General features: G+C 50.4%; 23 protein-coding genes. 21 read left to right on the forward strand and 2 right to left on the reverse strand.

Annotated features, from left to right (window positions below):
- Window positions 1-31: 31 nt before the first annotated feature.
- From rpmF to ACJJIV_RS20410, 21 genes are all read left to right on the forward strand, one after another.
- Window positions 32-226, forward strand: coding sequence for a 50S ribosomal protein L32 (gene rpmF, locus ACJJIV_RS20310; RefSeq protein WP_252081838.1), 195 nt, complete (start codon window positions 32-34; stop codon window positions 224-226).
- 3 nt (window positions 227-229) lie between these two features.
- Window positions 230-1,276 carry a phosphate acyltransferase PlsX gene (plsX, locus tag ACJJIV_RS20315; RefSeq protein WP_444884690.1) on the forward strand — a complete coding sequence of 349 codons (1,047 nt, stop codon included), beginning with the start codon at window positions 230-232 and terminating at the stop codon, window positions 1,274-1,276.
- 52 nt (window positions 1,277-1,328) lie between these two features.
- The gene (gene fabD, locus ACJJIV_RS20320; protein ID WP_444890155.1) at window positions 1,329-2,273 is read left to right on the forward strand and encodes an ACP S-malonyltransferase; all 945 of its coding nucleotides are present in this window, start codon (window positions 1,329-1,331) and stop codon (window positions 2,271-2,273) included.
- Window positions 2,274-2,318: 45 nt separating this feature from the next.
- Entirely contained in the window at window positions 2,319-3,074 is a 756-nt protein-coding gene (gene fabG, locus ACJJIV_RS20325; protein WP_252081835.1) for a 3-oxoacyl-ACP reductase FabG, read from the forward strand.
- Between the two features lie 222 nt (window positions 3,075-3,296).
- On the forward strand, window positions 3,297-3,533 hold the full coding sequence (acpP, locus tag ACJJIV_RS20330) for an acyl carrier protein (protein WP_152453358.1): 237 nt from the start codon (window positions 3,297-3,299) through the stop codon (window positions 3,531-3,533).
- 195 nt (window positions 3,534-3,728) lie between these two features.
- Window positions 3,729-4,970, forward strand: coding sequence for a beta-ketoacyl-ACP synthase II (fabF, locus tag ACJJIV_RS20335; RefSeq protein WP_444890156.1), 1,242 nt, complete (start codon window positions 3,729-3,731; stop codon window positions 4,968-4,970).
- Window positions 4,971-5,049: 79 nt separating this feature from the next.
- Window positions 5,050-5,781: an aminotransferase class IV gene (locus ACJJIV_RS20340; RefSeq protein WP_444890157.1), complete on the forward strand. Its 732-nt coding sequence runs from the start codon at window positions 5,050-5,052 to the stop codon at window positions 5,779-5,781.
- Window positions 5,775-6,839 (forward strand): endolytic transglycosylase MltG, encoded by a 1,065-nt coding sequence (gene mltG, locus ACJJIV_RS20345; protein ID WP_444890158.1) that lies wholly within the window; start codon window positions 5,775-5,777, stop codon window positions 6,837-6,839. The genes ACJJIV_RS20340 and mltG overlap by 7 nt, the downstream gene beginning before the upstream one ends.
- 5 nt (window positions 6,840-6,844) lie before the next feature.
- A complete protein-coding gene (gene tmk / locus ACJJIV_RS20350; RefSeq protein WP_252081832.1) occupies window positions 6,845-7,465 on the forward strand; it encodes a dTMP kinase in 621 nt (206 codons plus the stop codon).
- Between the two features lie 67 nt (window positions 7,466-7,532).
- Entirely contained in the window at window positions 7,533-8,552 is a 1,020-nt protein-coding gene (locus tag ACJJIV_RS20355) for a DNA polymerase III subunit delta' (protein ID WP_444890159.1), read from the forward strand.
- A gap of 128 nt (window positions 8,553-8,680) precedes the next feature.
- Window positions 8,681-9,034 carry a PilZ domain-containing protein gene (locus tag ACJJIV_RS20360; RefSeq protein ID WP_020415211.1) on the forward strand — a complete coding sequence of 118 codons (354 nt, stop codon included), beginning with the start codon at window positions 8,681-8,683 and terminating at the stop codon, window positions 9,032-9,034.
- Window positions 9,035-9,041: 7 nt separating this feature from the next.
- Entirely contained in the window at window positions 9,042-9,818 is a 777-nt protein-coding gene (locus tag ACJJIV_RS20365) for a TatD family hydrolase (RefSeq protein ID WP_444890160.1), read from the forward strand.
- Window positions 9,819-9,846: 28 nt separating this feature from the next.
- Complete coding sequence (locus ACJJIV_RS20370; protein WP_444891737.1) at window positions 9,847-10,470, forward strand: dUTP diphosphatase; 624 nt, start codon at window positions 9,847-9,849, stop codon at window positions 10,468-10,470.
- 131 nt (window positions 10,471-10,601) lie between these two features.
- Window positions 10,602-11,582 (forward strand): malate dehydrogenase, encoded by a 981-nt coding sequence (locus tag ACJJIV_RS20375; protein WP_444890161.1) that lies wholly within the window; start codon window positions 10,602-10,604, stop codon window positions 11,580-11,582.
- Window positions 11,583-11,975: 393 nt separating this feature from the next.
- Complete coding sequence (locus ACJJIV_RS20380; RefSeq protein ID WP_444886357.1) at window positions 11,976-12,497, forward strand: DUF2244 domain-containing protein; 522 nt, start codon at window positions 11,976-11,978, stop codon at window positions 12,495-12,497.
- An 82-nt stretch (window positions 12,498-12,579) separates the two neighbouring features.
- Complete coding sequence (gene bcp, locus ACJJIV_RS20385) at window positions 12,580-13,056, forward strand: thioredoxin-dependent thiol peroxidase (RefSeq protein ID WP_252081827.1); 477 nt, start codon at window positions 12,580-12,582, stop codon at window positions 13,054-13,056.
- A 422-nt stretch (window positions 13,057-13,478) separates the two neighbouring features.
- Window positions 13,479-13,925 carry a helix-turn-helix domain-containing protein gene (locus ACJJIV_RS20390; RefSeq protein ID WP_020415217.1) on the forward strand — a complete coding sequence of 149 codons (447 nt, stop codon included), beginning with the start codon at window positions 13,479-13,481 and terminating at the stop codon, window positions 13,923-13,925.
- Between the two features lie 115 nt (window positions 13,926-14,040).
- Window positions 14,041-14,373, forward strand: a complete 333-nt coding sequence (yajC, locus tag ACJJIV_RS20395) for a preprotein translocase subunit YajC (protein ID WP_020415218.1) — start codon at window positions 14,041-14,043, stop codon at window positions 14,371-14,373.
- Between the two features lie 136 nt (window positions 14,374-14,509).
- Complete coding sequence (locus tag ACJJIV_RS20400) at window positions 14,510-15,100, forward strand: OsmC family protein (RefSeq protein ID WP_252081824.1); 591 nt, start codon at window positions 14,510-14,512, stop codon at window positions 15,098-15,100.
- A gap of 87 nt (window positions 15,101-15,187) precedes the next feature.
- Window positions 15,188-16,213 carry a D-cysteine desulfhydrase family protein gene (locus tag ACJJIV_RS20405; protein WP_444890162.1) on the forward strand — a complete coding sequence of 342 codons (1,026 nt, stop codon included), beginning with the start codon at window positions 15,188-15,190 and terminating at the stop codon, window positions 16,211-16,213.
- Between the two features lie 108 nt (window positions 16,214-16,321).
- Window positions 16,322-17,980, forward strand: coding sequence for an alanine/glycine:cation symporter family protein (locus tag ACJJIV_RS20410; RefSeq protein ID WP_252081822.1), 1,659 nt, complete (start codon window positions 16,322-16,324; stop codon window positions 17,978-17,980).
- A 111-nt stretch (window positions 17,981-18,091) separates the two neighbouring features.
- On the opposite strand, the gene ACJJIV_RS20415 is transcribed toward ACJJIV_RS20410, so the two are convergent.
- Together ACJJIV_RS20415 and ACJJIV_RS20420 are read right to left on the reverse strand one after the other, a co-directional pair.
- Window positions 18,092-20,215 (reverse strand): M4 family metallopeptidase, encoded by a 2,124-nt coding sequence (locus ACJJIV_RS20415; protein ID WP_252081821.1) that lies wholly within the window; start codon window positions 20,213-20,215, stop codon window positions 18,092-18,094.
- Between the two features lie 434 nt (window positions 20,216-20,649).
- Window positions 20,650-21,984, reverse strand: a complete 1,335-nt coding sequence (locus ACJJIV_RS20420) for a glutamine synthetase family protein (protein ID WP_444886354.1) — start codon at window positions 21,982-21,984, stop codon at window positions 20,650-20,652.
- Window positions 21,985-22,137: the final 153 nt, after the last annotated feature.

Genomic DNA, 22,137 nt, shown 5'->3' on the forward strand with positions numbered 1-22,137 from the left:
CAGCGAAATTTGTTTATTTTAGGAGCTAGCAATGGCTGTTCAACAAAACAAGAAGACTCGTTCCCGTCGCGGTATGCGCCGTTCACACGACGCGCTAGGCGCCGGTGCAACTCTCTCCGTAGATCCGACTACTGGTGAAAAGCACCGTCGCCACCACGTGACCAAAGATGGTTTCTATCGTGGTCGCAAGGTGATCGACATCGGCGGCGGCTCCGAAGAAGAGTAAGCTTTGTCCAGCCAATTGCGATTGGCCGTGGATGCAATGGGCGGGGACTTAGGTCCCCGCTCTGTCGTTCCGGCCTGTATTAGATTTCTGCAAAATTTCCCTGAAGCGCAGTTGAAACTTTTCGGCCCGCGCGCGCAATTAGAAGCTCTGCTCCTCGAGCAGCGCCACGCCCAAATTCCCGATCGCCTTGAAATCATCCCTTGTGAGCAGGTTGTTACCCAAGAGTGCAACCCTTTGCAGGCGGTTCGCCATAAGCGCAACTCCACCATGGCCCAAGCTCTAAAAGCTGTGGCGGAAGGTAGTGCCCAGGCAATGGTTACCTCTGGAAATACCGGCGCCCTTTTGGCCTTAAGTCGCAGTGTTCTGGGTAATATTGAGGGCGTTCGCAAGCCGGCATTGGGCAAGTCTGTACCCTCAGGGCACGGTTCCTGCTACCTTTTGGATCTCGGCGCAAATGTGGGGTGCAGCGCGGAAGATCTACTGCAGTTTGCGCGTATGGGTATTGAGGCTCAGCATCTCCACACTGGCGTTCCGCGTGCGGACATTGAGGTTGCACTGCTGAATATTGGTGCCGAGGCGCACAAAGGTACCGCTGAAATACGCAGGGCGGCCGAGCTCCTTGAGGGGGATCCACAGGTTAACTATGTGGGTTTTGTGGAGGGGCACGACATCTTTACCGGGGCTGTCGATGTAGTTGTGTGCGACGGTTTGATGGGAAATGTTGCCATGAAATCCGCCGAAGGCGTGATTAGACTGATGGGTCAAAAAGCGTTCACTATTGAGAAAAAGGGGTGTTTCAAACGTTTTTTTGGCCAATTAGCCATAAAGTTGTTGCGAAAATGGCGCACACAGGTGGAACCCGCTCGCTATAATGGCGCCAGCTTTGTAGGGGTGAAGGGCAACGTGATCAAAAGTCACGGGGGTGCCAGCAGCGAAGCTTTTTACCGGGCTATGGTGACGGCAAAAGAATGTGCCGATGCCGATTTGGCTGCCAGAGTTGGCGCCGCCTTGGTACAAGCTGGCGAGCGAAACTCAAAGGAAATGGGGTAGATACTACACCTCCCTCCTACTGAAATTTGCCAAACAGGTTTAAGGATATCTTATGACCAATGCCGCGCTTGCATTCGTCTTTCCGGGGCAGGGATCTCAAAAGATCGGCATGCTCTCCGAAATTGCTCAGGAGGCCCCTGGAATCCAATCCACCTTTGCTGAAGCCTCAGAAGTTCTGGGATATGACCTCTGGGATCTCTGTCAAAATGGTGAGCAGGAAGCAATCAATCTTACCCAGCGTACGCAACCTCTTCTTTTAGCCTCCAGTGTTGCTCTCTATCGCCATTGGCGCGCTCGTGGTGGTGCGATGCCCGCTCGCATGGCAGGGCATAGTCTTGGGGAGTGGTCGGCATTGGTGTGTTCCGGTGTCCTGGCTTTTAAAGATGCTGTCCACCTGGTTCGTGAACGTGGCCGCCTGATGCAGGAAGCTGTACCCGTGGGTACAGGAGCTATGGCCGCAGTGATTGGGCTTGATGATGGTGTGGTGGGAGAGCTCTGTGCTAAAGCCGCTCAAGGTGAAGTGGTGGCTGCGGTGAACTACAACTCTCCGGGCCAGATCGTAATTGCAGGCAATGGTGCTGCTGTGGAAAGGGCGATAGATGCCTGTAAGGCGGCCGGTGCAAAGCGCGCCATGCCTTTGCCGGTGAGTGCGCCATTTCATACTGAGTTAATGCGTCCGGCAGCGGAGAAGCTCGCCCCTCAGATCGAGGCGGCGGAATTCAGTGCCCCGCAAATCCCTGTTGTACACAACGTGCATGCCGAAACTGAATCTGATCCCGCGAAGATCAAGGCTTTGATGATTGAGCAGATATATAGTCCGGTTCGCTGGACTGCCTGTGCGCAAAAGCTGATAAACGATGGTGCTTCCCAGCTGGTCGAGTGTGGTCCGGGTAAGGTGCTGGCTGGTCTCATTAAGCGTATTGATCGCAGTGCCGTTTGTCACGGTATAGACACTCCCAGCAGCTTTAATGAAGCGCTGAGATCTACAGCCGCCTGAGTTGCTCAGGCACGATGGCAATGGTCAAATAAGGATAAAGCAAGTATGAGTCTGAAGACCTCCCTTGAGGGCAAAGTTGCCCTGGTCACTGGTGCTAGTCGCGGCATAGGTGCAGCAATTGCGGATATGTTGGGCAGCCAAGGCGCAGTGGTCATCGGTACTGCCACTAGTGCTGGTGGTGCCGAAAAAATTAGTGCGCGTTTCGCCGAGCAGGGCTTCAATGGCGCAGGTATGGTACTTGATGTCACCAGTGCGGAAAGTATCGCTGGGCTGCTAGAAGTAGTGAAAAATGATTTTGCGGCGCCGACCATTTTGGTTAATAACGCGGGAATCACAAAAGACAATTTGCTCATGCGCATGAAAGATGATGAGTGGGACTCAGTGATCGAGACAAACTTATCCGCTGTCTACCGTATGACAAAAGCCTGCCTCAGAGATATGACTCGGGCGCGCTGGGGGCGTATCATCAATATCAGCTCCGTGGTGGGTAGCATGGGCAACGCGGGTCAGAGCAATTACGCGGCCACCAAGGCTGGAGTAGCAGGTTTTGCTCGGTCCTTGGCTGCAGAGATCGGCTCTCGCGGCATTACTGTGAATACTGTCGCCCCGGGTTTTATTGATACCGATATGACCAAAGTGCTGCCTGAGGCGCAGCGCGAGGCGCTTCTTGGTAAGATCCCTCTGGGTCGTTTGGGGCAGCCCGAAGAGATTGCCTCTGTTGTGGCCTTCCTGGCGAGTGATGCCGGAGCTTATGTCACGGGGGAGACGATACATGTCAATGGCGGCATGTATATGGCCTGAGGTACGTTGAAAATATTTCAATAAACTATTGATTTTTAAAAGTTTTTTGTATTTGCTGATGGTGCCGCAGAGCCGTGCATTACAACCCTAAAAACTTGGGGTACAATGGCCTCTGAATTATCCAAAAGCTGTGTGAGCCGGTCGTTATCGCCGTTAATTGGATTGGCGAAATAACAATAGCGACTAAAACAGATTTTTACCCACTAGGAGTTAAATTGAATCATGAGCAGCATTGAAGAGCGCGTTAAAAAGATCGTTGCTGAACAACTGGGCGTGAAGGAAGAAGACGTTAAGCCTGAAGCCTCTTTTGTTGAAGATCTGGGCGCGGACTCACTCGACACAGTTGAGCTGGTAATGGCTTTGGAAGAGGAATTCGAAACCGAAATCCCCGATGAAGAAGCTGAGAAAATCACAACTGTTCAGCTGGCAATTGATTACATCAAGGACAACCTTGGTTAATTCCTGCTGGGTGGTTTAGGCGCGAGCAGTTTTATTACTGTGCGTAGCCAAGCGCTTCTGAGAGCCGTTCTATGTTACATAGCGCGGCTCTCTTTATATTTGCACTATGGAATTGTGACTGCTGTTCTAGTGTTGATTCCTTCGTATGTAGATTGAAGGGAGAGCAGTGGCAGTAAGAGTTTCGGGGGGACCGCAGTGTCGCACAGAAGAGTTGTTGTAACCGGAATGGGCGCAGTGAGCCCGCTGGGTAACACCGTAGAGGAGACTTGGTCTGGCATCCTAAAGGGCGTCAGTGGAGCTGCTCCAATAGAGTCATTCGATGTTTCGGCGTTCTCAACCCGCTTCGCCGCTATGGTGAAAGATTTTGATCCGACTCCTTATGTAGCCGCAAAAGATGCGCGCAAGATGGACACTTTCTTGCAATATGGCCTGGTTGCGGGTAATCAGGCGATGGAAGATAGCGGTCTGGAAATTAATGAAGAGAATGCGTCGCGTATGGGGACCTGTATCGGTTCCGGTATGGGAGGCATTTTGGCTATTGAAGATAATGCCCTGTTGATTGCCGACAAGGGCCCCCGACGAGTGTCACCATTTTTTGTGCCGGGTGCCATCATCAATATGGTCGCTGGCAATTTATCGATAAAATTTGGTCTTCGGGGCCCAAATCTCGCTGTCACAACAGCCTGTACTACTGGCACTCATGCTCTGGGATTGGGTATGCGGACCATTCAGTATGGCGATGCGGATGTTATGGTGTGTGGCGGGGCCGAAATGGTCACTACGCCTGTTGGGCTCGGTGGTTTCTGTGCGGCCAGAGCGCTCTCTACGCGCAACGATGACCCCAAGGCGGCCAGCCGCCCGTGGGATAAAAGTCGAGATGGTTTTGTGCTGGGAGAGGGGGCTGCGGTACTTGTCCTGGAGGAGTACGAGCACGCGAAAGCCCGCGGCGCAAAGATTTACGCGGAGCTTGCAGGCTTTGGTATGAGTGGTGATGCCCATCATATGACTTCGCCTCCAGAAGATGGTGCTGGGGCTGCGCTCTCCATGCAGAATGCGCTTAATGACGCCGGTATGAATGCTGCTGATATCCAGTATATCAATGCACATGGCACTTCTACGCCATTGGGAGATACGGCTGAAATTCAGGCTGTTCGTGAGGTTTTTGCAGATTCTTTAGAAGAGCTGGCGGTAAGTTCTACAAAGTCTATGACTGGCCACCTTCTCGGTGCTGCAGGAGCTCTTGAAGCAGTTTTCTCTGTCCTCGCTCTGCGCGATCAAATGGCGCCGCCAACAATCAATTTGTATGACCCAGACGAGGCTTGTGAAAATATCAATTTAGTGCCTCAGGAGGCCCAGCCTAGAGTAATTAATTCGGTACTATCTAACTCTTTTGGGTTTGGTGGCACCAATGGTTCATTAATCGTCAAGCGAACCTGATCTGTCTGCCCGCCTCTGGGCGGGCAACTCCCTTCCTGATATGTGCAAATTGCCACAATTTTTTCTCAGAAGCCGACCTGTGCAGAGCTTGCCTGCTGATGAGAGTTACGAAGATGGAATCCTCGAAACCATGCGCTGTCACAACGGAAGGTTGCCGCTGTGGCCGCTACACCGAGAGCGCCTGGCCCGGAATGCTGGTTTGGATGAGATGCTCCTTAAAGAGATTGATCAGTGCATACCCCGGTTGGTTGAGCAGCTTAACCAGAAAATGGCGATCGCCCGATTGCGGCTGGGTTCGGTTGGTGGTGAGTGGTGCTGGGATCTGTCCTTGTTGCCGCTAAAGTTGACTGCCGAGACTGAACTTGGAGTTCGACTTTACCCCTGTAAGACCTATCTATCGCTTTCAAAAAGTAGGAACTTAGGCAGCAAACTTCTATGTCGCAATCGATATAATAAGGCGAAATCTGAGCTTCCTGAAGGGGAGCGTATCGATGGCCTGATGTTAGATAGTGAGGGCAGGGTTATCGAGAGCTTGCGCTGTAATTTACTGGCTCGCTTTGGTAATACCTGGATAACGCCTGATTTGCATCGCTGTGGTGTCCGGGGCGTCATGCGGGACTGGTTATCCAGTGAGATTCAGTGGCAGGAGCGAGATTTAGAAATTTGGGATCTGAGCGGCGCTGATGAAGTAGCATTGTGTAACAGCGTGCGCGGGGTATTGCCGGTTGTCGAGATTATCGGTCATCAACGTTGGTCGATCGGGGCTGGTGTTCGAGGGTTGCAGCATTTGATCATGGAAACATTGTGGTAAAGAAAAAGCGGACAAGCTCTCCTTTCAAGCTTTGGAAAATCCTGTTTAGTGGTTTTCTCCTCGTTGCCTTATTGGGCGGAGCCTCTCTGTGGATGTTACAGATGGCCTTAGCGTCTCCACTGGCTGTGGGAGAAAAGGGCCTGCAGTTCCAAGTGCAAAAAGGCAGCAGCTTATCTGGAACCTTGCGGAAACTGAATAGTGACGGGGTGATTAGCTGGCCGCGATTGATTCTTGCCTATGCCTATTGGGAAGGCAAAACCGATATCCACTCTGGTGAGTATCTGATACCCAGCGGAAGTACGGCAGTGGATTTAATTACCCGGTTAAACCGGGGTGACGTCACCATTTATCGACTCACTTTAGTCGAGGGATGGACTTTCCAGCAGGCGCTGCAAAAGATTCGCTCGGGGCAGAGGGTTGTTAGATCTGAGGCTGGCAGTAGTGTCAGTGCCGCGGCCAGGGCTCTTGGCCTGAAAGAGGGGGCTGAGGAAGGTTGGATTTTCCCAGATACCTATGTATATCGCTCTGGGACTACAGATATTGAGCTTTTACGCGAAGCGTATGAACGTATGCAGCGCGTGCTGGATGAAGAGTGGCAGGCAAAAGAGGATGGCCTCCCTTACGCAACGCCCTATGAGGCCTTGATTATGGCTTCGTTGATTGAGAAGGAAACTGGTCAGCCTTCCGAGCGAAGTCAAATTGCTGGAGTTTTTGTGCGGCGCCTAAATATGGGCATGCGCTTGCAAACCGATCCCACCGTAATTTATGGGCTGGGGGAAGACTATGATGGTAACCTCACCCGAGCACACCTTCGCCAGCCAACCCCGTATAATACTTATGTAATCAATGGGCTCCCCCCTACACCAATTGCACTGCCGGGACGCGCGGCTATCCGCGCCGCACTGAACCCAAAGCCCGGCAAAAGCCTGTATTTTGTAGGTAAGGGGGATGGTTCCCATCATTTCTCAGCCACTCTGACAGAGCACAACCGTGCGGTGCGGGAGTATCAGTTGAAAAGGCGAGCGGATTACCGCTCCAGTCCGGCAAAAGGAAATTAGAAATAGTGTCGCGCGGAAAATTTATAACCCTGGAAGGCGGGGAGGGGGTTGGCAAGTCTACCAACCTGCAGTTTATTACCCAGTGGTTAGCTGATCGTAATATTCCATTTATTCAAACCCGCGAGCCGGGTGGCACTCCCCTGGCTGAGCAGCTGCGGGAGTTGCTACTAGCTAAGCGTGACGAGGCTGTTGATCCCACGGCGGAGCTGCTTATGGTTTTTGCCGCTCGAGCACAACATCTGGCGAAAGTGATTATCCCGGCCTTGGAGCGGGGTGACTGGGTGATTTGTGACCGCTTTACTGATGCCACTTATGCCTACCAAGGTGGGGGGCGAGCGCTTGACAGGGCTCTAATCGAGCGCTTAGAAAATGATGTGCAGGGAGATTTGCGGCCTGATAAGGTACTTCTTTTAGATTTGGACCCGCAAATAGGTTTACAGCGTGCTGCCAGTACTGGAGCTGCCGATCGGTTTGAAAGTGAGCAGCTGGCTTTCTTCCACCGGGTGCGTGAAGCTTATCGTGAACGTGCTCAGGCAGCCCCTTCGCGCTATGCCGTTGTCGATGCTAGTCAACCTTTGGTGCAGGTCCAGCAACAGCTGGGGCAGGAGTTACAGCGCCTTCTTTGATGCACGCTTTAAAATATGGTCACCACGAGTGTGGTGAAGTTTCCAGTTACAAATTTGGCAATTGGCAGTGTCTGAAGTACCTGAACATACCCCTATCCCTTCTTTACTACCCTGGCAAACGGAACAGTGGCAACGGCTTGGTACCCAGTGGCGCGCTGGTCGATGCCCTCATGCCCTGTTGTTGAGTGGCCAGCCTGGTCTTGGCAAACGTGCTTTTGCTGAGGCCTTTTCTGCGCTGGTATTGTGCGAGCAGCCCAGAGAAGGGCAGGCCTGTGGAAGTTGCAAGGATTGCCACCTTTGGCAGGCGGGGTCGCACCCGGATTTTCTTCGGGTAGAGCCTGAAAAGGTAGGCGGTCCGCTTAAGGTTGAACAGATTCGCCAGCTGGGGGATTTTGTCTCCCGCACCAGTGGGCGCGGGGGTGCGCGCTTGGTATGGCTGGCGCCGGCGGAAGCAATGAACATCAATGCGGCCAATGCGCTATTAAAAAACCTGGAGGAACCTGCGGCATCAGTGATTTTCCTTCTGGTCAGTGACTCTCCCGCAGGTTTGCTGCCAACAATTCGCAGTCGTTGCCAAGCTGTTGCTTTTCCATCCCCTTCTGCAGAAATGGCATTGCAATGGCTGCATGGATATGGCTTGAAGGAGGGTGCTGCAACCAAGGCCCTGGCGTTGGCCGGTGGGGCGCCATTGTTGGCTGCGCAATTGGCCGAGCCAAAATGCGAGGAAGTTCGGGAGCGCTTTCTGGGGGAGCTAATTGCTCTGGCTCAGGGTAGTGTAAGGGCTGTGGCAGCTGCAGGTCGCTGGGAGGCTCCGCCCGAGCCTGCAGATCTGGCCCAGCTTATTCAATTTTGGCAACAGTGGGTTGCCCAAATGGCTAGGGTGCGCAGTAGTGATTCCACTGGCGATACTCAAGTTATGACCCTTCTTCAAAGGTTCCCGGGAATAGGTCAAGGCAGTTTGCGCCCACTGTTTGATTTTTACGATCACCTCGTTCAGGCGCGGAAGGGACTTGCGAGTGGAGCGAATCCCAATCGCCGCTTGTTGCTGGAGGAGTTGATGATACGGTGGTCTAGGCTTTTTGCTTAATGAGAAATGTAAAGCCGTAACCACACGCAAGGGCATAAAGCTTCTTTCTATCGGGAACGTGTAGTGTTCTGGACAGAAACAGTACGCTCAGATAAGTTAGCGCAACATTTAAAACATTGAGGTTGAGCATGAAAGCCATGGGAGGCGGTGCCCGAAACGGCATCCTATCGCTGAAAATCCAGGATAAGTCGGTTCTCTATGCCGCTTATATGCCCTTTGTAAAAAATGGTGGCTTGTTTATCAGCACGGATAAATCCTACAGCCTCGGCGATGAAGTATTCCTGTTGTTAAGCTTGATGGATGAGCCGGAAAAAATTCCGGTGGCAGGCAAGGTTATCTGGATAACCCCTAATGGGGCCCAGGGAAACCGTACGCCGGGTATTGGCGTTCAGTTTGGTGACAAGGACAATATTGCACAAAACAAGATAGAAACTTACCTGGCTGGCACCCTTGAATCCAGTCGACCTACTCACACGTTGTAATTATCACATGCTCGTAGATTCTCATTGTCACCTGGATAGACTGAAGCTCGATAAATTTGATGGCGATTTGGATGCAGTCTTGGAGTTCGCACGCAGCCGAGGAGTTGGGAAATTCCTATGTGTTGGTATCAGTCTGGAAAATGCAGATGCCGTTGTAGAAATCGCCTCAAAATATGAGGATGTTGTTTGCTCTGTTGGAATACACCCGCTGGATGTTGAATCCGGTCTCGCTGGGGTGGACGAACTGATCGCGATGGCTGAGCGTCCCAAGGTAGTGGCACTTGGGGAGACTGGTCTTGATTATTATTACAGTACGGACACCAAAGAGACCCAGCAGCAGAGCTTTATAGCTCACTTGCAGGCCGCAGGTCAGGTGGGGTTGCCGGTTATTGTGCATACACGCGATGCTCGTGAAGATACAATTCAGTTGATTCGAGAGTACGGAAACCCACAAACAGCCGGTGTATTGCATTGCTTTACTGAGAGCTGGGAGATGGCCAAGGCCGCATTAGATCTCAACTATTACATTTCCCTCTCCGGTATTGTGACATTTAAAAATGCCGAGGATCTGCGCGATGTTGCGCGTAAACTGCCTCTCGATCGTCTGTTGGTGGAAACAGATTCTCCCTACCTTGCACCGATCCCCTATCGTGGCAAGCCCAATGTCCCGGCTTATGTGCGGGAAGTAGCCGAATTTATTGCTGAGTTGCGCGGAATTTCATACGAGCAGCTGGCTGAAATCACTACAGAAAACTTTCTCCGATTATTTCCTCGGGCTGCCTAAGCCCGGCTAGTTAGAAGCTCCCTATATGATGAAGCAACAATTGCAGGTCATGCTGACCCTGCAGGACGAAATTAATACCGTTGTTAACAAAAACTGGCGTGCGCAAAATTTTGCCTGGTATCGCGCGATCTGGGTAGAAAGCGCGGAACTCTTGGATCATTACGGCTGGAAGTGGTGGAAAAAGCAGCAACCGGATATCGACCAGGTAAAGTTGGAGCTGGTGGATATCTGGCATTTTGGCCTGAGCCTTGAGCTGCAACAGGGCTCTCCGGCCCAAGTTGCTGAAAAGATGCTGAGGGAATTAGAGGCTGGCCAGCGAGAGCCCGGTGATTTTCGTGAAGATCTGGAGGCCTTTACTTTGAGCACCTTGGCAAGTAAACAATTCGATCTGCCAGGGTTTGCGCAGCTTCTTGCCGACACAGAGATGCCTTTTACTGAACTGTATCAACGCTATGTAGGAAAGAACGTACTCAATCGATTCCGCCAGGATAACGGATACAAAGAAGGAACTTATGTGAAGAACTGGGGCGGACGTGAAGACAATGAACACTTAGCGGAAATCGCTGCTGAGCTTGATGCCTCGGCAGTAGATTACAGCGAGCAGGTTTATCGTATTTTGCAGCAACGTTACCGGGAAGCTGCCTCGGCTTGAGCCTTTTTTTGGCGTCTCTTATAAAAAATTAAAGTTTTGTTAGGCAAATTGAGTTGAGAATTGCTCCGCTTGAGGTGAAATTTGCTCAAGAGGCCCTATAATGCGGCCGCTTACAAACGAGGAGAACTATCGTGAAAGCACCTGTTCGTGTTGCTGTTACCGGCGCTGCCGGTCAGATCAGCTATTCGCTGCTGTTCCGTATCGCTTCCGGCGAGATGCTGGGTAAAGATCAACCCGTTATTCTGCAGCTGCTGGAAATTACCCCGGCACTAGAAGCGCTGAAAGGCGTTGCTATGGAGCTTGAAGACTGCGCCTTCCCGCTGCTCGCGGGTATCGTTCAGTCCGATGACGCTACTATTGCGTTCAAAGATGCAGATTATGCTTTGCTGGTCGGCGCGCGTCCCCGTGGACCGGGTATGGAGCGCAAAGACCTGCTGGAAGCTAACGCTGCTATCTTCTCTGCACAGGGTAAAGCCCTGAACGACGTTGCTTCTCGTAACGTAAAAGTACTGGTTGTTGGCAACCCGGCTAACACCAATGCCCTGATTGCTCAGCGCAATGCGCCAGACCTGGACCCGCGTAACTTCACCGCGATGACCCGTCTGGATCACAATCGCGCTCTGTCCCAGCTGGCGAACAAAACTGATTCCAGCGTTAACGATATCACCCATATGACTATTTGGGGCAACCACTCTTCCACTCAGTACCCAGACCTGCACCAAGTGAAGGTTGCCGGTGCTGCGGCGATGGATAAAGTGGAGCAGGAGTGGTACGAAAACGACTTCATTCCGACGGTTCAACAGCGTGGTGCAGCTATTATCAAGGCGCGCGGTGCTTCTTCTGCGGCTTCCGCTGCCAATGCTGCTATCGACCATATGCGCGATTGGGCCCTGGGCACCGCTGAGGGTGACTGGACCAGCATGGCTGTATTCAGCGATGGTTCTTACGGTATTCAGGAAGGCCTGATTTACTCTTTCCCTTGCACCTGCAAAGGTGGGGATTGGGAAATCGTACAGGGTGTTGAGATCAATGAGTTCTCCCGCGAGAAGATGACTGCGACCGAGCAGGAGTTGGCGGAAGAGCGTGATGCAGTCGCTCACCTGCTGCCCTAACCCTGTCGATTGATCGGCCTTGATGGCTGGTTCGTCTAAAAAGCCCGCACCAGTGTGTGGGCTTTTTTATTTGGCTCTTCGGCGCTGATTTATTGACTTCGCTGTAGTATAAAATCGCCAGCTAGTCCAGATAAAAAAGTTTGCGTATTTCAAGTAAGAAGTAAGTGATACCAAGTGAGGGCATTTCCTCTTATTTTTTCAATCCCGCCAACAGTAGCTTATTCAGAAAGGCTAGATTAGGGTTCCTTTAGCCGCAGCTTAATAAAGTGACTTTTGCTAATGGTATTTAAAATAGAATGGGGTAGCCTGAATACTGGCGGGTCGTTATACGAGTGTGGGCTGATGGCGGCGGCACTACACTGATTAGGTAAGTATTGTCTGGAAGTATTTGCCATGGTCACAGAAGTCGGCCGCCAAGCCCCTCGATGCGCCTGTATTCTTCTTCAGCCTAATCAATCCCTGTCGGCAACGGGAAATCTTTGGGTGTTCTTTTCCCTGGTTGGTGTTTCCCTTGGTATTAGTTTGGCTTTTGCCTTTGCTGGGGCTTGGATGATCCTGCCATTTGCAGGGTTGGAAATTTTACTACTTGCAGTTTTATTCACCTATGTCTACCTAGAAGGGACCCGTCGCGAAGTAATCCGCATTAGCGATGAGCGGGTTGTGTTCGATTGTTGTAAAGGGTTCCGCCAGCAATCTGTCTATCATCGGGAGTTCTCACGGGGAAATCTTGCCTTGCTGGTGCGGATGGGTAACAGTCCGGCTGAGCCTGCCTCGGTGACCTTTAGTGGTCCAGAAGGATGCCTGGAGGTAGGTGAGTTTTTGACCGATGCAGAGAAGGCAGAGTTAGTGCAAAAGCTGAGGAAAATAGGCATTTTTGCGCGCAGGGAGAAGGAGTTTCGCCTGCACCAGTTTTGAATGATGGAGTTCTTGGCATTTCAGTTAGTACTTTTCGTTATAATCCCCCCAAAACTTAAACCAACACTTCAGGGGATTTCTTATGTCTTTTCCCAAAATTGGCAATTTGGCACCGGCATTCACACTGACAAACCAAAGCGGAGAGAAGGTTTCACTGAAAGATTTCCGCGAAAAAAGCAATGTTGTGCTTTATTTCTACCCAAAGGCACTGACCCCAGGTTGTACAACACAGGCTTGTGGTATCCGGGATAGTGCCGATGCGTTTAAGGAGCTAGACACTGTTGTTCTCGGTGTGAGCCCAGACCCAGAAGCTAAGTTGCAGCGATTTATTGATAAACATGAGCTGAACTTCGACCTCCTGTCCGATGAGGATCACAAGATTGCGGACAAGTACGGTTGCTGGGGGCTGAAGAAGTTTATGGGCAAAGAGTATATGGGGCTAATCCGGACAACTTTTATCATCGACAAAAGTGGACGCTTACGCCATGTTATCGACAAAGTGAAAACCAAGACCCACAGTGATGATGTGCTTGGCTGGGTGGCTGAAAATCTGGATTGATTATCTGTTACACAGCTTCTGCAAACTCTTTTTAAGGGGGTAGGGTAGCCTCTGGCCCCCGAATTTCCTTGAGTTTTCATTGAAATTGCGTACCGGGGCCACTCAATTTCGTCTTCTGCTGCACAATAAGATGAAAAAAACCACTGTCGTCCCTTGCATTCTCAATTCTTGGTCTATACTGGCAGATGTAAAGGAAAGGTGCGCCGGCGAGAGAGTGTTTCTCTTTGGGTATTGCCGGAGCGGTTAGTTTAAAAATTGTACATCTCTGTGAAGGATTCGATGTCTGTTTTTGGTGCATCCCGCATCGAGTAGTAGTCCGCCGAAGTTGTAGGTGTGTTGGTGTGGGCAGGGGCAACCGGGATTCGCTGGATGCGGACATAGAAAAATAACTGCGGCTCACGGAACTCAAAAGGAGCAGCTCGATGAACCATACTCAGCCCGACCAGACTTCGCTCTCTGAAGATAAATCCCTGCAGCAGGCCAGAATATCCGGCGACCCGAATATTCTCGATCAGCTGCTGGCCCCACCGGAAGCTACCAGCTTTGGCATTGCTGCCAGAGTCATCGATGTGCTCGAACAGCGCATTGGTAAGGCTTCTCTCGCTATTCGCCCCGTTGCTTCCGACTTAAGCATGTCCACCCGGACTTTGCAGCGTCGTTTGCAGGAGCATAACTTGAGCTTTGCCTCACTGCGTGACCACGTGCGCTTCCGCCACGCGGTGCACTTCCTCAAAGATACCGCCCTGAGTGTTGACGGAATTTCAAGGATTTTGGATTTTTCTGATCGGACCAGCTTTACCAGTGCCTTCAAGCGCTGGACCGGTATGTCGCCAACTGGTTATCGCCGTCAAGTGCGGCAACGCTTTTAAGTGAGTGCGAATTGGTTTGGCCGGTCTCCTGTTGATCGGCCCAATCCGTTGCCTCAACAGGGGAAACCCGTTAGAGTTGGCGGCAATTTTATAGGCTGACTCTTTGAGGTTTTGCATGAGCTTTTTTATCCCCTCCGCCATGGCACAGCAAGCGGCACCGGCGCCACAGGGTAACCCCATGATCACCCTGTTGATGTTTGCGGGCCTGTTCGCTTTCATGTGGTTTTTTATCATCCGTCCTCAGCGCAAGCGCCAGAAGGAGCATCAAGAGTTGGTTGGTGCACTGAAAAAGGGTGACGAAGTCGTGATGAGCAGCGGTATGCTGGGGCGTGTAGACAAGGTGGACGAAGATTACATCGTGCTGGAAGTTGCAGACAATATGTCTTTGAAGTTCCAGAAAGTAGCAGTTCATGCTGTTTTGCCCAAGGGCACGATAAAGAAGATCTGATAGCTTTTTACTAGATTTTTTAGTGATTCAGATTGGAAAGCCTGGCATATGCCGGGCTTTCTCGTTTTTCGGCAAGTGAGATTTACTCGGGCGATACTTCTGGTTAATTGTTTTAGAAATTTTCAGGAGGCCCCATATGCAAAGCGATAGCCAAAATGCTTTGAAAGCAGCCATTGTTAGAAAAGTTACGGCACTTCCTAAGTTATCCAAAATTCAAGTGGATCCACCAGTTAAAGAACGGGGAAGTTTTCACTTTCAAGTTAACCTCTCGGCTAAAGCAGCCTTGGAAGAGGGGTACCTGAAGACTGCCACTGTACAAGCGAACGTACCGGGATGTGGTGCTTTTGAATTACTCTGCGACGAAGGCACCATTATTGGAGGTGCGGATAGCGCACCGGCACCACTTGATTACCTATCAGCAGGTATTGCTTTTTGTTTTCTCAGTCATATCAGCATCTACATTAATCAGAACAAACTGGATGTTGAAAGTGTCAAGATTGAGCAACAGATGCGTTTTAAGGCTGAGGTGTACAAAATGCAGGAATGTACCGATACTCCACCTAAGGGGGTCTGTGAAGGAGTAGAAACTGTTGTTTTTGTTAAATCTGCAGAGTCGAGGGAAGCGATTGAGAGAATGGTGGGAGTTTGCCGCGCTGCCTGCATGGGTTTACAGACTGTAGTAAATGCTGTTCCTGCCAGGATTACATTGGCTTTTAACGAGTCCTAGAATTGTTACCTTTACGGGAGATTTAGCATAGACAAGGCTTTATGCCTTTACCGATAAGCCTTTTTGGTATTTGCAGTGGAACTTGCTATGCCTGACAGTTTACCGATTTCTTTACCTGGGCGGATACGTTTAGCCCATCTTCCCACGCCAATACAGCCGCTGGATAGGATTAGTAAACAATATTCCTTTCCTTTTGGCGGCCCTAGAATTTGGATAAAAAGGGATGACCTGACTGAATCTGGAATGTCAGGTAATAAATTGCGAAAACTTGAGTTTGTTGTTGCTGAGGCCTTAAAGCAGGGCAGCGATACCTTGATCACTGCTGGGGGTATTCAGTCCAATCATTGCCGCACCACTGCACTTGTCGGTGCTCGCTTAGGACTCAAAGTGCACCTGTTATTGCGTGGTGAGCCCTTAGCCCAAGCAGATGGAAACCTACTGCTGGATCAGTTGGCGGGGGCAGAAGTGAGCATCCATTCGCCTGAAGATTTTGCCAAAGATCTCAAGAGGCTGTTCAATTTTTGGTCTGATCAATATTCGAAGCGCGGGCACATTCCCTTCCGTATCCCTATTGGTGCCAGCGATGGTCTGGGATTGTGGGGGTATCTCTCGGCATCGCAAGAACTTATTACAGATTGTCGAATGAGAGGATTCCGGCCGGATCATATTGTGTGTGCCACTGGCAGTGGAGGTACCCAGGCGGGTTTAACGATGGGGTGCTATCTGCTGGGGCTTGGTGTTCAGGTCACAGGTTATGCTGTCTGCGATAATGCCACTTATTTTCAAACCAAAGTGAGAGAGGATATCCGCCATTGGAGCAGGCTATCGGGAAACCCTGTGGATTTGCAATCTCTGCAAGTGCATGTGAACGCCGACTATATTGGGCCGGGGTATGCCAAGGCTGAACCTCCAATCTACGAAATGATTGAAGAGATTGCTGCTCTAGAGGGAATCTTGTTGGACCCTATATATACCGGTAAAGCTTTTTATGGGCTGATGCAAGAATTGAGAAAAGGCCATTATAAAGGATCTAGTAACCTGGTATTTCTGCATTCGGGGGGGCAGTTTGCCTTGTTCCCCTATCGTCATAACTTCTCTTTTAATAGGGTTTAGGCCCCTTTACTGTTCTAGTGCTTCGGAAGCTGCTAACCTGCGCAACAAATTACAGCTGTGGCTGTATATAAAACAATCAGAATTGGTTCAGAGAAGTGGGGGGTTAGTTTGGATTCCTTTAATCAGCTGCTACTGTCGTTGGACGGTATGCTCGGATCGGCACCTTGGTTCCCGTGGGTGCTGCTCGGGGTAGGTTTCTTTTTTACTATCTATCTTGGGTTTCCGCAATTTCGTTACTTTGGACATGCGATTAAGATTGTCCAGGGGAAATATGATAAACCCGGTGACCCAGGAGATACCTCTCACTTCCAAGCACTGGCTACCGCTCTTTCAGGAACTGTAGGTACCGGTAATATCGGTGGTGTTGGCTTGGCTATTTTCCTGGGCGGCCCGGCCGCTTTGTTTTGGATGTGGATGACTGCCTTCCTGGGGATGACAACCAAGTTTGTCGAAGTCACACTGTCACATAAATATCGTATTAAAGCGGCAGATGGCTACTACGCAGGTGGTCCTATGTTCTATATGGAGCGCCGTCTCAATATGAAGTGGCTGGCAGTGTTATTTGCCATCGCCACAGTAATTTGTTCCTTCGGTACCGGAAGCTTGCCCCAGGTGAATAATATTGCCCAGGCGATGCACGATTCTTTCGGTATTGAGAAAGCGCTCACTGGTGGTGTGCTTGCCATCCTGCTGGGGATGGTGATCATCGGTGGCATTACCCGAATTGCCAAGGTTACCTCCACTATCGTTCCGGCAATGGCACTGATCTATGTAATTGGTGCGTTGGGTGTGATTTTCTACAATATAGAAAATATCGTCCCTTCATTTGTGGCCGTTTTCCGTGATGCCTTCACTGGAAGTGCTGCTGTAGGTGGTTTCCTCGGAGCCAGTTTTGCCTATGCCTTTAACCGTGGTGTGAATCGTGGCCTCTTCTCCAACGAGGCGGGGCAGGGCTCTGCACCGATTGCTCACGCCGCCGCACGTGCCGATGAGCCTGTTTCCGAAGGCATGGTTTCACTACTGGAACCGTTTATCGACACCATCATTATCTGTACTCTGACTGGCTTGGTAATCTTATCTTCCGGTGTATGGACTGAAAAACACGAAAACCTGTTTGAGGGGGCTGACACATATGTTGTCGAAGGTCGCTACGAAGAGAGTGACCCCAAGCAGGTTAAACAGCTGTTTAATTACTTAAGTGGTCAACCCAGTGATGTGAAGCCCTATAACGGATCAGTGGTTGTCACTGATGGGCAGCCTCTAAACCTGCAGGATTTCACCCTGATTCATGCACGCTCAATTGCAGAAGATCTGGATTTCCGTGTTGGTGAAGATCAGTTTAGCGGTGTGCTTAATGTTGTTGATGGTAAGTTTGCTAATGAGGATGTGGATATTTGGGGTAAATCCCTGGTTCATTCCGTTGCATTGACCAGTAAAGCTTTCCAGCGCGGTTTCTTCGGAGAATACGGTGGCTTGATTGTAACTCTGGGTATTCTCATGTTTGCTTTCTCGACCGCTATCGCTTGGTCCTACTATGGTGATCGCTCTATGATCTACCTGTTTGGTCCGAAGGCGGTAATGCCTTACCGAATTGTGTATGTGATAGCTTTCTTCTGGGCGGCGATTGAGGACACCACCGTTATTTGGAACCTGTCTGCGGTAGCTATCGTCATTATGACCTTACCGAACCTGTTTGGTATTACGATATTGGCGAAGGAGATGAAGTCAACGGTGAAGGATTATTGGAAGGACCCCAGCCATAAGTAACTTGGCTTGCAAGGGTTACTCCTAGAATAAAAAAGGCAGCCACTAGGCTGCCTTTTTTATTATCTGGCCCTGTTGGTATGGCAACGGGGCCAGATTGTTCAGCAGATAAGCTTATTCTGCTTGGGCGCTGAGTGCTACACCGGAGTATGTCTGGTAACCGCGAATACTAATGTACCAGGTACCTGCTTGTGGGTTGCTGATGTTGCAGTTCTCGTCATTACCCCACTTATATGGACGACAATCCCAGGTGTTTCGAGTTGGTGCTGAGCCAAAGCGAACATAGAGGTCACCGTCCCCACTGCCACCAGACATTACCGCTTTCAGGGATGACATACCGCTGTCCACATCCAGGGTAAAGTGCTGCCAGGCATTAGCGGAGCCAGACAGATTGGTTTTTTCCCAGCCGCCGGGATTGCCACCGCCACCGTCGGTGAAGCTACCTACCAGACTGACACCGGAGAAGGAACTATAACCACGCACCATCACATAGTAGGTGCCTGCTTGTATGTTGGAGATCTCACAGGTTTCATTGTTGCCGGTAGTGTAGGGACGGCAGTCGTATGTGCTGGTGGTTGGTGCTGAGCCAAAGCGTACATAGAGGTCCGCATCACCGGTGCCACCAGACATATTAAAGCTTAGGCCGGTAGCGCCAGCAGGAACATCTAATGTGTAATGGAGTTCATCGCCAGAGCCGCCACCAAGGTTGTCAACGGAAACTCCATTTTCAAGCTCTCCAGGAGGAGGTGGTGGAGTGTTATCACAGGTAACTCCTACGGTACTGAAGGCGGTTGTAACATCCGCTTTACTGTACCCTAGGTCTACAGCAGCTTGCTCAACACCGCAGGCAGCCTCATCGTAGTCAGAGTTTGAGCCCCAGTACATCTGATTAGCGAGGACAAAAATATCAAATGCCTTGCGAGTATCCCAGCCGTTGGTATTGGCGATCAGATAGAAAGCTCGATTGTAGACACCGGAGCTATAGTGTACGTCCATACCGCTGTAATAATCGTCGGCATGGCCAATGGAGCGTCCATCCTGAGTCGGGTCTTCAAAATAACGCAAGGCGCCATTGGCTTTGAAAATCTGGGCTCCAACCAGCCAGTCGTTACTGCCAGTCATAAAGTATTCAGCGGCTTCACCAGAGATATCGGAGAAGGCTTCATTAATTCCCCCTGGTTGTTGACTGTAAACTAGGCCAGAGTTCTGCTCGGTAAAGCCGTGGCTGACTTCGTGAGCTGTAACATCCAGGCTGACTAGGGGGTGGAAGGTGTTTTGGCCATCGCCAAAGGTCATCTGGCTACCATCCCAGAAAGCATTTTCGTAGTTATTACCGTAATGCACGCGAAGGCGCAGCTTTTGAGTCAGCGGTGAAGTGTTGTACCAGTCACTGAACATCGCGAAGACCACGCCACCAAAATAGTGCGCGTCATTTAGCGGTGAATAAGCACCATTGATTTCTTTGTGATCATTGTAGGGGCAGTTGAATTGATGGACGCTACCTCCACTGGTTCCATGATTCAGGTTCACAGTTTCAACGTTGGTAGTATCCATACGGCAGTTGGCATCAACCTGCATGGAGGGGAAATCGGTACCATATTCATAGCGGCCCGTTTTTACATTGCCGCCAGGACCTTGTGCATCTTGGAAGGTGAGGCCATCCCAATGCTTAATCACTTCACCGGTCATGGCATCAATAAAGTAGAAGGGGCGCTTGGGGTCGTCTCCATACTCGACCCAGTTCACCAGGTAGGCCAGGCGAGCCTCATCTTGTTCATTGATGTAAACATAGAGCTCTTTTTTCTGGTTTTTGGCCTCCAGTTTAAGCACTGGCAGTGACAAAGCACCCGACATCACTCCCTGTTGTGCGCGCAGAGAAACCTGATGGTTCATGGCGCGATCAAGGGCATTGCCCGCGTCAATTGCCGCGCGCACGGTGGGCACTTCAAGTTCGAGTCCGGTAAGGATATTACCGTGCATCTCGGTAATGAGTCCCTGTCCAGAACTGGTTACGGTCTGTCCCCACACGGGTATGCCTTTGTGGGTTTGTTGGTAGCGGGCGACGGTTTTGCCATTTCCCAGAGTACGCTCACGAATTTTTACCAATGCCATATCAGATCCGGCAACGGTATTTAATGTCTGTGGCGAGAGCATATCCGGAGTGGCTGGAACACGGTCGGCAGCCTGCGCACTAATAGCCATAGCTAAAGTGCAGGTAAGTCCTATGAAATGCTTCATTGCTAGCTTTCCCTTATTTAACTTTTTTATTAGCGACCGAGCATCAGCAGCTGGAAAGCAATCCAGTAAGGCATTACTGATTACTTCAGCAACTTGATGCAAACGGTCTTTATGGTTGGTAAGACAGCAGAAGAAGGCCGGGCATCTGGGGTGGGGCCAATAATTGGCAATGACGTCCGCTTTCTCAAACCGGTTGCCCAAATATTCCGGGCAACCTGAGATTACCTTGCATGTGCTTAGTGGCAACAAAAAGGTGATGACAAACTCATATATTTGAATTGTTTTCGATATTTTTGCTTATTTAGTCACAAATCAGCAAATAATATCCTGCCGAGGAATCCAAATTGATGCGCCTAAATAAACCCGATAAAAGGGTGGTGCGCCAGCCGAGAATAAAATTTCAGAAAAGTCTCAAAAATATTTTTTGGGATTATCTATACGTTGAGAAGTAGATATTCCCGCTCCCAAGAACTGATAACTCGGTTAAATTCCTCGTATTCATCGCGCTTTATTGCGCTCCATGCTTTCACGAATTTTTTGCCAAACATTTCAGCAGCGGCTTCGCATTCCGTTAAAAGATTGAGGGCGTGCTCTTGAGTACGGGGTAAGGTAATGGTCTCTTTGGAGCAGTCGCCCTGATACGGTGCGCTAGGTGCTACCTTATTGATCATACCGAGATAACCGCAAGCGAGAGAAGCCGCAATGGCGAGATAAGGGTTGCAGTCGGCACCAGGAAAACGATTTTCCAATCTTTTTCCTTGAGGTGAACTGTCGGGAACTCTAAGGCCGGTAGTGCGATTGTCATAGCCCCAATGCAGGCTTGTCGGGGCGGCCATTTCGGGAGTGAAGCGTCGATAAGAATTGACATTTGGGGCTAGAAAACTAATGAATCCTGGAGTGTACTCCTGCATACCGCCAATAAAATACATGAAGCTATCGTTTTCATTTCCATGGTCGTCTACAAATATGTTCTTCTCTGTTTTTAAGTCGACAACACTTTGGTGAAGATGTAATGCACTGCCGGGTTCGTCCTCCATGGGTTTGGCCATAAAGGTGGCATAAATTCCGTGGCGCAGAGCAGTTTCTCTGACGGTGCGTTTAAAGGTGAAAACTTGATCGGCGAGTTGAAGTGGGTCTCCATGAAGGAAATTGATTTCCATCTGCGCGGTTCCTGATTCGTGAATCAAGGTATCTACATCGAGCCCCTGCGCCTCACAGAAATTATACATATCCTCAATAATGGGTTCGTATTCGTTGGCAGCGTCGATGCTATAAGACTGTCTGGTTTTTTCCGTGCGGCCAGATCTGCCAACGGGTGCTGAGAGTTTTTCATCTGGATCAAGATTGCGCTTTATGAGGTAAAACTCTACCTCCGGAGCAACGATTGGTTTCCAGCCTTTCTCTTTATATTTTTCCAAAACGAATTTGAGGATGTTCCGCGTACTAATCGGATGTGGTTGACCATCCCGGGTATAACAATCGTGAATAATTTGAGCAGTGGGATCATTGGCCCAGGGGTTAAGTCGAACGGAATCGGGATCTGGCACCAGCAACATATCCGTATCTGCTGGGTCCACGAGTTCATTGTGCTCATCGACATAGTCGCCGGTAACGGTTTGCACAAGAATACTTTCTGGAAGTCGGCTGTCCTGGGTAAGGAATTTATCTGTAGGCGTAAATTTGCCTCTGGCATTACCCGACATATCCGGCACCAGGCACTCCACCTCGGCAATATCGTGTTCGGCGAGCCAGCTTGTAATCTTGTCCATTTGTTAGAGTTACCCAGTGTGTTTCCATCTATATGTAGTACCAGTATATGCCTGACCCTCACATTGGCGGTAGCCGCCAGTGCAGGCAAAAATAATGACTTGCCGGATATGTTTTGAGATTTATGGGAAGCCTGGCACGGCAGGTAAAAGGGA

Source organism: Microbulbifer mixtoriginis (SeqCode) (assembly GCF_052466765.1).

What these genes read in the sequence shown, in the direction of transcription:
- fabD (WP_444890155.1), top strand. Translation starts at nt 1,329, where the DNA reads ATGACCAATGCCGCGCTTGCATTCGTCTTTCCGGGGCAGGGATCTCAA.
- ACJJIV_RS20420 (WP_444886354.1), bottom strand. Translation starts at nt 21,984, where the DNA reads ATGGACAAGATTACAAGCTGGCTCGCCGAACACGATATTGCCGAGGTG.
- ACJJIV_RS20380 (WP_444886357.1), top strand. Translation starts at nt 11,976, where the DNA reads ATGGTCACAGAAGTCGGCCGCCAAGCCCCTCGATGCGCCTGTATTCTT.
- acpP (WP_152453358.1), top strand. Translation starts at nt 3,297, where the DNA reads ATGAGCAGCATTGAAGAGCGCGTTAAAAAGATCGTTGCTGAACAACTG.
- bcp (WP_252081827.1), top strand. Translation starts at nt 12,580, where the DNA reads ATGTCTTTTCCCAAAATTGGCAATTTGGCACCGGCATTCACACTGACA.
- ACJJIV_RS20365 (WP_444890160.1), top strand. Translation starts at nt 9,042, where the DNA reads ATGCTCGTAGATTCTCATTGTCACCTGGATAGACTGAAGCTCGATAAA.
- fabG (WP_252081835.1), top strand. Translation starts at nt 2,319, where the DNA reads ATGAGTCTGAAGACCTCCCTTGAGGGCAAAGTTGCCCTGGTCACTGGT.
- ACJJIV_RS20415 (WP_252081821.1), bottom strand. Translation starts at nt 20,215, where the DNA reads ATGAAGCATTTCATAGGACTTACCTGCACTTTAGCTATGGCTATTAGT.
- ACJJIV_RS20370 (WP_444891737.1), top strand. Translation starts at nt 9,847, where the DNA reads ATGAAGCAACAATTGCAGGTCATGCTGACCCTGCAGGACGAAATTAAT.
- ACJJIV_RS20390 (WP_020415217.1), top strand. Translation starts at nt 13,479, where the DNA reads ATGAACCATACTCAGCCCGACCAGACTTCGCTCTCTGAAGATAAATCC.
- ACJJIV_RS20400 (WP_252081824.1), top strand. Translation starts at nt 14,510, where the DNA reads ATGCAAAGCGATAGCCAAAATGCTTTGAAAGCAGCCATTGTTAGAAAA.
- yajC (WP_020415218.1), top strand. Translation starts at nt 14,041, where the DNA reads ATGAGCTTTTTTATCCCCTCCGCCATGGCACAGCAAGCGGCACCGGCG.
- ACJJIV_RS20360 (WP_020415211.1), top strand. Translation starts at nt 8,681, where the DNA reads ATGAAAGCCATGGGAGGCGGTGCCCGAAACGGCATCCTATCGCTGAAA.
- ACJJIV_RS20405 (WP_444890162.1), top strand. Translation starts at nt 15,188, where the DNA reads ATGCCTGACAGTTTACCGATTTCTTTACCTGGGCGGATACGTTTAGCC.
- rpmF (WP_252081838.1), top strand. Translation starts at nt 32, where the DNA reads ATGGCTGTTCAACAAAACAAGAAGACTCGTTCCCGTCGCGGTATGCGC.